Annotated in this window: 7 protein-coding genes; 1 reads left to right on the plus strand and 6 read right to left on the minus strand. The window is 71.1% G+C overall.

Features of this window, described 5'->3' with window-relative positions; translation table 11 throughout:
- Positions 1 to 10 precede the first annotated feature (10 nt).
- The 4 genes from OUA97_RS10805 to OUA97_RS10820 form a co-directional block, all read right to left on the minus strand.
- A complete protein-coding gene (locus tag OUA97_RS10805; RefSeq protein ID WP_267231893.1) occupies positions 11 to 1933 on the minus strand; it encodes a hybrid sensor histidine kinase/response regulator in 1923 nt (640 codons plus the stop codon).
- Entirely contained in the window at positions 1926 to 3467 is a 1542-nt protein-coding gene (locus tag OUA97_RS10810; protein ID WP_267231894.1) for a globin-coupled sensor protein, read from the minus strand. Before OUA97_RS10810 ends, OUA97_RS10805 begins: the two co-directional genes overlap by 8 nt.
- A gap of 145 nt (positions 3468 to 3612) precedes the next feature.
- The gene (locus OUA97_RS10815) at positions 3613 to 4215 is read right to left on the minus strand and encodes a helix-turn-helix transcriptional regulator (RefSeq protein WP_267231895.1); all 603 of its coding nucleotides are present in this window, start codon (positions 4213 to 4215) and stop codon (positions 3613 to 3615) included.
- 193 nt (positions 4216 to 4408) lie between these two features.
- On the minus strand, positions 4409 to 5131 hold the full coding sequence (locus OUA97_RS10820; RefSeq protein WP_267231896.1) for a hypothetical protein: 723 nt from the start codon (positions 5129 to 5131) through the stop codon (positions 4409 to 4411).
- Between the two features lie 161 nt (positions 5132 to 5292).
- Between OUA97_RS10820 and OUA97_RS10825 the strand changes: the two genes are divergently transcribed.
- On the plus strand, positions 5293 to 5916 hold the full coding sequence (locus OUA97_RS10825; protein WP_416362426.1) for a hypothetical protein: 624 nt from the start codon (positions 5293 to 5295) through the stop codon (positions 5914 to 5916).
- Here OUA97_RS10825 and OUA97_RS10830 read toward each other — a convergent pair.
- Together OUA97_RS10830 and OUA97_RS10835 are read right to left on the minus strand one after the other, a co-directional pair.
- The gene (locus OUA97_RS10830; RefSeq protein ID WP_267231898.1) at positions 5913 to 7184 is read right to left on the minus strand and encodes a M20/M25/M40 family metallo-hydrolase; all 1272 of its coding nucleotides are present in this window, start codon (positions 7182 to 7184) and stop codon (positions 5913 to 5915) included. The two genes, OUA97_RS10825 and OUA97_RS10830, sit on opposite strands and share 4 nt — an antisense overlap.
- Positions 7185 to 7396: 212 nt before the next feature.
- Positions 7397 to 7933: a sigma-70 family RNA polymerase sigma factor gene (locus OUA97_RS10835; RefSeq protein WP_267231899.1), complete on the minus strand. Its 537-nt coding sequence runs from the start codon at positions 7931 to 7933 to the stop codon at positions 7397 to 7399.
- Positions 7934 to 8284: the final 351 nt, after the last annotated feature.

Here is an 8284-nt window from a genome sequence, read left to right on the forward strand (position 1 = left end):
GGACGCGCGGTCAGGCGCCGGCGTCGCGGGCCTCCATGACCTCGGCGATCAGGGCGGCGGCGTCGAGGGGCTTGACCAGGAAGGCGTCGGCGCCGGCACGGTGGCTGGCCTCGCGGTGCTCGGGCATGGCGTTGGCGGTCAGCATGCAGATGCGGGGCCCCAGGCGCAGCGGCCGGGCGGCGCGGATGCGGCTGACCGCGGTGACCCCGTCCATGACCGGCATCTGCATATCCATCAGGATGAGGTCGTAGGTCTCCGCCGCGGCGGCCTGAACCGCCTGCTGGCCGTTCTCGACGCAGGTCAGGTCGACCGGCAGGCCGCCGAGGATCAGCTCGACCACCCGGCGGTTGGTCGGATGGTCCTCGGCCAGCAGCACGCGCACGGGGCGGTCGGCGGGCGGCAGCGAGGAGGCCGGGGCCGGCGCCTGCGGGGCGAGGTCGCGGGCGAGGCGCCGCAAGGGCAGCTCGAAGGCGAAGGTCGCGCCCTGACCCGGGCTGGAGGAGGCGACGATCTCGCCGTCCATCAGGTCGACCAGCGAGCGGGAGATCGCCAGGCCAAGGCCGGTGCCGCCGAACTCACGCGTGATCGAGGAGTCTGCCTGCTCGAAGCGGTCGAACAGCGCCTCGGCGACCTGCTGGGAGAAACCGACGCCGGTGTCCTCGACCACGAAGCGCACGCGGCGCACATCGCCGGCCACGCCGCGCGACAGCACCTTGAGCCGCACCTCGCCGCGAGCGGTGAACTTCACGGCGTTGGAGAGCAGGTTGGACAGCACCTGGCGGATGCGCAGGTCATCGCCGTGGAAGCGGTCGCAGACCTCGCGGTCCATCTCCAGCCGGAAGCCGATGCCCTTTTCGGCGGCGCTGGCCTGGAACAGGGCGAAGACCGCGCGGACCATCTCGGCCAGGTCGAAGGGATCGTCGCGGATGCAGAGCCGGCCGGCGTCGACCTTGGCCAGGTCTAAGATGTCGCTGAGCAGGTCCTGCAGCGCACGGCCGGAGGTCTCGATCAGCTGGACCATTTCGCGCTGGGTCTCGGCCAGTTCGGTGCGGGCCAGGGCGCCGGCGACGCCGAGCACGCCGTTCAGCGGGGTGCGGATCTCGTGGCTCATATTGGCCAGGAAGGTGGACTTGGCGCGGCTGGCCTCCTCGGCTTCCTCGCGGGCCTGGACCAGCCGGGCCTCGGCGGCCTTCCGCTCGGTGAGGTCGCGGACGATGGTGGTGAAGGCCGTGCCGGCCGGGGTCTCCAGGCGCGCGAGGGAGGCCTCGGCGGGGAACTCCTCGCCGTCGCTGCGCAGGCCGAGGATTTCGGCGCGCTCGTGCATCCGCAGGCTGGGCCGCGAGCTGGAGGCGAACCGGTAGACCGCCTGCTGGTGGCGCGCGCGGAAGCGGGCGGGCATCAGGTCCTCGACGCTGCGGCCGAGCGCCTCATCGGCGCTGTAGCCGAACATGGCCTCGGCCCCGGCGCTGAACAGGATGATACGCGCGTCGGCGTCGGCGACGACGATCGCCTCGGGCGAGATCTTCAGCATCCCGGCCAGCATCTGCTGGCTGCGATGGGAAGCGGCTTCGGCGACGCGCAAGGGCGTGACGTCCTGCACCGCGCCGACGAGGCCGACGGCCGCGCCGGTCTGGTCGAGGCGCGGCGCGCCCTGGTGGCGCAGGACCCGAACCGCCCCATCGGGCAGCCTGACGCGGTGGTCGAGAGCGTAGGCGCAGCCGGTGTCGAGCGCCCGCCGGACGGCTTCCACAAGACGTCGGCGGTCGTCGTCTGGGAGCATGTCCAGCGCCTGGTCGGCGGTGCAGGGACCGGGCGGCAGGCCGAGCAGGCGCAGGGCCGGCTCGCTGCAGGAGAGGGCGCCGTCGGCGACGGTCCACTCCCAGGCGCCGGCGTTGGCCAGGCGCTGCACCCGCTCGAGGCGGTCCTCAACCATGGGCGAGCCGGCCGCCGGAGACCGCCGAGGCCAGCGCCCGGGTCATCGCGCCGACCGGCCCGACGTCGCGGTGCGGCGGTTGGCCCGATAGCCGGAAGCGGGCGACCAGGGCGGTCAGCTCGGCGGCCTCGCCGCGTAGGGCGCGGGTGGCGGCGGCGGCCTGCTCGACCATGGCCGCGTTCTGCTGCAGTCCCTGGTCCATCTGGTTCACCGCCGAGTTGATCTGGGCCAGGCCCGAAGCCTGTTCCTGGGTCGAGGCGGCGATGCCGGTGACCACCTCGTCGATCTCGCCGACCTTGTCGGCGATGGCCTGCAGGGCCGCGCCGGTTTCACGCACCAGGCCGACGCCCTCGTCGACGTGACCGGCGGAGGCGCCGATCAGATCCTTGATCTCCCGCGCGGCGTCGGCCGACCTCTGGGCCAGGGCGCGGACCTCGGAGGCGACGACGGCGAAGCCGCGCCCAGCCTCGCCGGCGCGCGCGGCCTCGACCCCGGCGTTGAGGGCCAGCAGGTTGGTCTGGAAGGCGATCTCGTCGATCACGCCGATGATGCGGCCGATCTGGCCGGACGATTGCTCGATCTGGCCCATGGCCCCCACGGCGCGCTCGACCACGCTGGTGGAAAGCTCGGCCTGGGCCTTGGCGACGGCGACCACCTCGCCGGCCTGGCGCGCGCCGTCGGCGGTGGCCTTCACCGTGGCGGTGATCTGGTCGAGCGCCGCGGCGGTCTCCTCCAGGGCGGCGGCCTGGCGCTCAGTGCGCAGGGAGAGGTCGTCGGAGGCGCGGGCGAGCTCGGCCGCGCCGGCCTGGACGCCGGCCGCGTTCCCGGCCACCGAGGCGATGGTCTCCTCCAGCTGGACGAGGGCGGCGTTGAAGTCCTCGCGGATCTGGGCGTACTCGGCCGCCAGCCCGGCCTCGATCCGGTAGCCGAGGTCGCCGCCGGCCAGGGCGCTCATCCCCGAGCCGATGGTCTGGACGATGGCGGCGCGCTCGGCGGCCAGGACCTCGGCTTCCGCTCGCCGGCGCGCGGCCTCGGCGGCAGCGAGATAGACCGAGATCGCATAGTCCATGTCGAGCAGCGTCGCCTTGGTGAGCGCGCCCAGCTCGGCGGCGATCTGGTCCGGCGTCGCGCCGCGGCGCAGGATCCCGCCGCGCGGCCAGCGGGCGGCGGTCACCGCCGCGATCAGCCCCTCCAGCACCAGGGCGTAGCCGCCGATGTACCAGCGCGGCTCCAGGCCGATGCGGGCGTGGGTTTCGCCGACGGTGGTGACGGCGGCGACATACTTCTCGTCGAACCGGCCGCTGGAGATCGTCTCCCAGTGATCGATCTGGCGGCCCTTGGCGCTGGCCACGTGGGTGGAGCCGGAAAAGAAGGCCCGGGTCTCCTCACGTTGCGAGACCTGGCCGTAGAAGGCGTCGAGCGCGCCGGGCAGGGCGCTCATGACGATGGGTTTGATGTCCCGGAGACTCTCGCAGGCGAGGTCGTCCATACGCATGAAGCTTAGTCGTTCACTGAGTTGCGCAGTAATAGACATGTCAGTCCCCCGCTATATTGGGTGGGACGCTGGACGCGTTTTCGTTAACGATGTCCTAAAATGACGAATATCAAAAGTAATAGAAAAGTATAGTGGTGTAATTATTCTTGGTAGTGCGCTTGGCTATATTGGGGTGGCCGTTCGGCTAGGCCTGGGGGCGCGATTGGCCGGAGGCCATGCGGCTGACCACCTCGGTGCGGTTGCGGGCGCCGGTGGCGCTGAGGATCGCCTGGACGTGCAGCTTGACGGTGGCGATGGCGATGCCGAGGTGTTCGCCGATCTCCTTGTTGGTCCGGCCGCGTTCGAGTTCGCGCAGGACCTCGATCTGGCGCGGCGACAGGCGCGGGCCATGGCCGGGAATAGGGTCGGGGATGGCGCCCAGTTCCTCGAAACAGGGGAAGTATTCGCCGCCGACGACCACCAGCCGCAGCACGGCGACGAGGATGTCCGAGGCGGTGTCCTTGGGGACCAGCGCGCGGAAGCCGCGGGCGTAGGCGATCTTGGCCCAGCGGACATTCTTGTGCGGCGGCATCAGGACCAGGCGACCGACGCTCAGCTGGTCGGCGTGACGCTCGATCCAATCGCCAGGGTCGCTCTGGGCCGGCGGGTCGAGGAGGATCAGGTCGTCTGCATCCGGAGCGAGCGGGGGCAGCTGGGCGACATCGTCGAGCGTCACCACGGGATCGCCGGGGAGCTGGGCCGCCACGAGGACGCTCAGGGCGTCCCGCCAAAGCGGTTGTCTGCTCACCACGACCACACGCATCACGCACCCCCTGGCGGCCTCTACGCGCCGCCCGTCAATTTGACGTAACGCTAGTATGGGGTTCGGGCAGGCGAGTCATCTGGCCGATAGGACTATTCCGGCCGTTTTCGGCGCTCCCCGGACATGGTCGGCGAACGACGTTTCGCCTCCTGCGCGAAGGGATCGCGCGTGAGGAGAACTACATGCGATCGTCCGGCGGCGGATCATCGTCGGCGGGGCGCGCGCCGTCGTGCCGGCTGCGCCACTCGGCGAATCCGCGGTCGAAGCGTTCCTGCCACTCGCCGCGGAAGGTGCGGTACTCGGAGTCGTACCGGCGCTGCTGTTCGGCGCGCCAGACGGCGTAGTCGCGATCGTGGGCCGCGAGCTTGGCTTCGCGCCAGTCGAGGTACTCCAGTTCGAACTCGGCCTCGGCGCCCGGGTGATAGGCGTAGTCGGCGGGAGGGCCGAACTCGCGCACTCCGAGGTCGCGGGGATCCAGCGGCTGGTCGCCGTAAGGCGCGCGCTCGGCCTCGGTGGGGGCCGCGCCGGGCGGGCGGGCGCGACGGCGGACGATGGACTGGCGATAGCCGTGCGGCTCGATCCCGTACTCCTGGCCGCCGTGCGGGGCGTCGAGACTGTAGTAGCCGCGGGCCAGGGCGTCGGCCTCGTCGAAGGGGGCGTCCGGCGCGCTGTCGCGGCCCGACTCATAGCGGCCGCGCCGCCAATCGGGGCGGGTCTCGCTGGGCCGGTGGGCGCCGAAGGCGTCGAACGAGCGGGGATCGGCGCCGTAGTAGCGGGCCTGGTCGGAGGAGTAGCGGCCTTCTTCGCCGAAGCTGTGAGGTTCCGCCGCGGGGCGTTTGGCCTCGTCACAGCGGCGGCTGCGCCGGCGCGGTTCGTCGGGCGGGGTCGGGCGATGGGGCATGGACCTGATCCTCGATAGCTCCTTCCTTCGAAAACGACGGGGCCGAGGGGGTGTTCCGTCGCCGTGCGCGGCGACTCGGGCAATGGCTGGCGTCCCCCGGCGATGCACCGGCGCGCGAAACGCCGCAGCGCCAACGCGCGGCCAAAGGCTAGGGTGGAGCAATGGTGACGAGACAGATGTGGCTGGCGGCCGCGGCGCTGCTGGCGGCGGGGCCGGGGGCGGCGGCGGACCGGGGGACGACCCAGGTCGACGAAGGCTTCCGCGGGGCGGTGACCGCGCCGCTGGAGGACCTGAACCTAAAGCAGGCCCAGATCCCGGACGTGCTGGTTCGGGCGCTCGCCGATCCGTACGAGGCCCGCGAGCTGATCGGCTGCGAGGCGATCGCCGCCGAGATCGGCCGGCTGGACGCGGTGCTGGGCCCGGACCTGGACGAGGCGCCGGCCCCCGACGAGCGCACGCGGATGCAGAAGCTGGGAGCGCAGGCCAAGGCCGCGGCGGTGGCCGAGGTGCGCGGCGAGACGCAGGACCTGCTGCCGTTCCGCGGCTGGGTGCGCAAGCTGAGCGGCGCCGACCGCCACCGCAAGGCGGTGGAGGCGGCGATCAAGGCCGGCGGCGTGCGGCGCGGCTACCTGAAGGGCGTGGGCATGAACATGAACTGCGCCCCGCCGGCCGCGCCGAGTTGGTTCGTTCCCGAGAAGCCGGCCACGCCGACGTCGTGGCTGGCCGACCTCTGGGGAGCGCTGGTGAACTGGCTGCGCGGGCTGTTGTCGGTCTTCAGCCGCTAGTTCATGCCCGCCGCGACGAGGACGGCGGCGAGGCCGACGCTCATGCCGCGGACGCTGCTGGCCTTTTCGACGTCGATCCATTCGTCCAGCGAGTGGGCGCGGCCGCCCGAGCCGCCGCCGCCGATGGTGATGGCGGGAATGCCGAGCGCCATCGGCGCGTTGGCGTCGGTGGAGGAGGCCTCGTACTGCGGCTTGTAGCCGAGCGCCTCGATGGCCGCAGCGGTGCCGGCGACGAGGGCGGCGTCCTTGGCGGTCTGGCCGGCCGGGCGGTCGCCGATCGGCTTGATCTCGACGCTGACCTGCCCGACGCGGGTGGAGCGGGCCTTGTTCTCGTGGTCGACGGCGGCCTGCATGATCTCCTTGAAGCGGCCGTCGAGCTTGGCCAGTTCGCCGGCGTCGGCCGAGCGCATGTCGAACTCGGTGAAGACCTTGTTGGGGATGGCGTTGACCGAGGTGCCGCCGCCGGTGACCGAGGCCGAATAGGTGACCTTCGGCGAAGTCGGGACCTGGACTTCGTAGAAGTCGGCGATCGCCTTGCCCATGGCGGCCATCGGATTGACGATCCCGAACGAGCCGTAGCTGTGGCCGCCCGGACCGCTGAAGGTCGCGCGATAGCGCTTGGAGCCGACGCCGACGTGGGTGATGCCGCTAGGGTCGAGGCCGTCGACCGAGAAGAACGCCTTGGTGCGGTCCTTGTACTTGCCCTGGTTGAAGAAGTAGCGGACGCCGCGCAGGTCGCCAGGGCCTTCTTCCCCGACCGTGCCCACGAACAGGATGTCGCTGGCGGTCTTGATCTTGGCGGCGTCGAGGGCGCGGATCCAGGCGAGCAGGACCGCGAGGTTGTGGGTGTCGTCGGCGATGCCCGGGGCGAACAGCTTGGTCCCCTCGCGGCGGACCTTCACGTCGGTGCCTTCCGGGAAGACGGTGTCGAGGTGGGCGGAGACCACCACCAGCGGGCCCGGCCGGGTTCCCTTGCGCAGGCCCATGACGTTGCCCTCGGCGTCGACCTCGACGTCGGTCAGGCCGTGGGCCTCCAGCATCGCCTTGTAGGCCTTGCCGCGGGCCTCTTCCTTGAAGGGCGGGGCCGGGATTTCGGTCAGGGTGATGATGTCCTGCACGGTGCGCTCATGCTCACGGTCGAGCACAGCGGTCGCCGCCTTGAAGGCGGGGCTGGCGACGATCCTGGCCGCGTCGTCCTTTGGCGCGGCGAAGGCCGGCGCGGCGATCAGGACGGACAGCGCGAGCGCGACGGGCAGGGAACGGGACATGGATACTCCAGGCGAAACGAGTCGCCGGGCATAGTAGCGGCCGGACTTGGCTCCGCCAGCCGCTGAGCCTTTGAACAGTCCGCTCCGGCGCCATCCCGCTTTGCGAAGCACGACCGGGATCCATTTGCCTCGAAAGGGCTGGATGGGGTGTGGCCGGGCTGGGACTGGTCCGGGCTTCGTCGAAACCGGAATGGCGCTGTGGGGGAGCGGATTCAGGCCCGGCTGGCCTCGGCGTGGTCGAGGACCATGACGTCGGCGGCTTCCTCGGCGTCCATGATCTTCAGCAGCCGGGCGCGGGCGCGGTTGACCCGGCTCTTGATGGTGCCCAGCGCGCAGCCGCAGATCTCGGCGGCTTCCTCGTAGGAGAGGCCGGCGGCGCCGACCAGGATCAGCGCTTCGCGGTGTTCATCGGGCAGCTGGGCGAGGCCGGCCTGCAGCGCGCGCATGGCGATGCTCCAGTCCTGGGTCGGCGGCGTGCGCATGTTGTTGGCGTACTCGCCGGTCTCGTCACGGACCTCGCGCCGGCGGCGGATCACCTGAGTGTAGTAGGTGTTGCGCAGGATGGTGAACAGCCAGGCACGCAGATTGGTGCCAGGCTCGAACTTGTCGCGGTTGGACCAGGCCTTGATCAGGGTGTCCTGCACCAGATCGTCGGCGTCGGAGCCGTTGTGGCTGAGGGACCAAGCGAAGGCGCGCAGAGCGGGGATCATCGCCACCACCTCGTTGCGCCACTCGGTGTCTCCGCCCATGCTGTCCTCGAAACGCCCGATCCCCTCGACGGGCCGTACGCTTTTCGTGGGACCTCAACGCGTCCTTGGGGCAACCGTTCCGGCTTGCGGGAACGCCCCGAGCCCCCAAATGCAAGGAACTGCGTTCGTACTACGACGTTTGGCGGGGCGAGCACGGCTTCGCCGGGCATCGGCGGAATCCGGCACAATCGGAACAGAGTGGAGCGGGACGATGGCGTCATTCGACAAGGCCAGGCTCGGGCCCCCGCCGGCCCGGGCCGCGCGGGCGCGCCCCCCCCGGCGCGGGCGGCTGTGTTGTCGCCGGCGCCCGACCACCCCCACACGCACCGTCTGGAAGACAATTCAATATAA

Source organism: Phenylobacterium sp. 58.2.17 (genome assembly GCF_026411515.1).
Lineage (GTDB): Bacteria > Pseudomonadota > Alphaproteobacteria > Caulobacterales > Caulobacteraceae > Phenylobacterium.

What these genes read in the sequence shown, in the direction of transcription:
- OUA97_RS10805 (WP_267231893.1), bottom strand. Translation starts at nt 1,933, where the DNA reads ATGGTTGAGGACCGCCTCGAGCGGGTGCAGCGCCTGGCCAACGCCGGC.
- OUA97_RS10810 (WP_267231894.1), bottom strand. Translation starts at nt 3,467, where the DNA reads ATGTCTATTACTGCGCAACTCAGTGAACGACTAAGCTTCATGCGTATG.
- OUA97_RS10820 (WP_267231896.1), bottom strand. Translation starts at nt 5,131, where the DNA reads ATGCCCCATCGCCCGACCCCGCCCGACGAACCGCGCCGGCGCAGCCGC.
- OUA97_RS10825 (WP_416362426.1), top strand. Translation starts at nt 5,293, where the DNA reads ATGGTGACGAGACAGATGTGGCTGGCGGCCGCGGCGCTGCTGGCGGCG.
- OUA97_RS10830 (WP_267231898.1), bottom strand. Translation starts at nt 7,184, where the DNA reads ATGTCCCGTTCCCTGCCCGTCGCGCTCGCGCTGTCCGTCCTGATCGCC.
- OUA97_RS10835 (WP_267231899.1), bottom strand. Translation starts at nt 7,933, where the DNA reads ATGGGCGGAGACACCGAGTGGCGCAACGAGGTGGTGGCGATGATCCCC.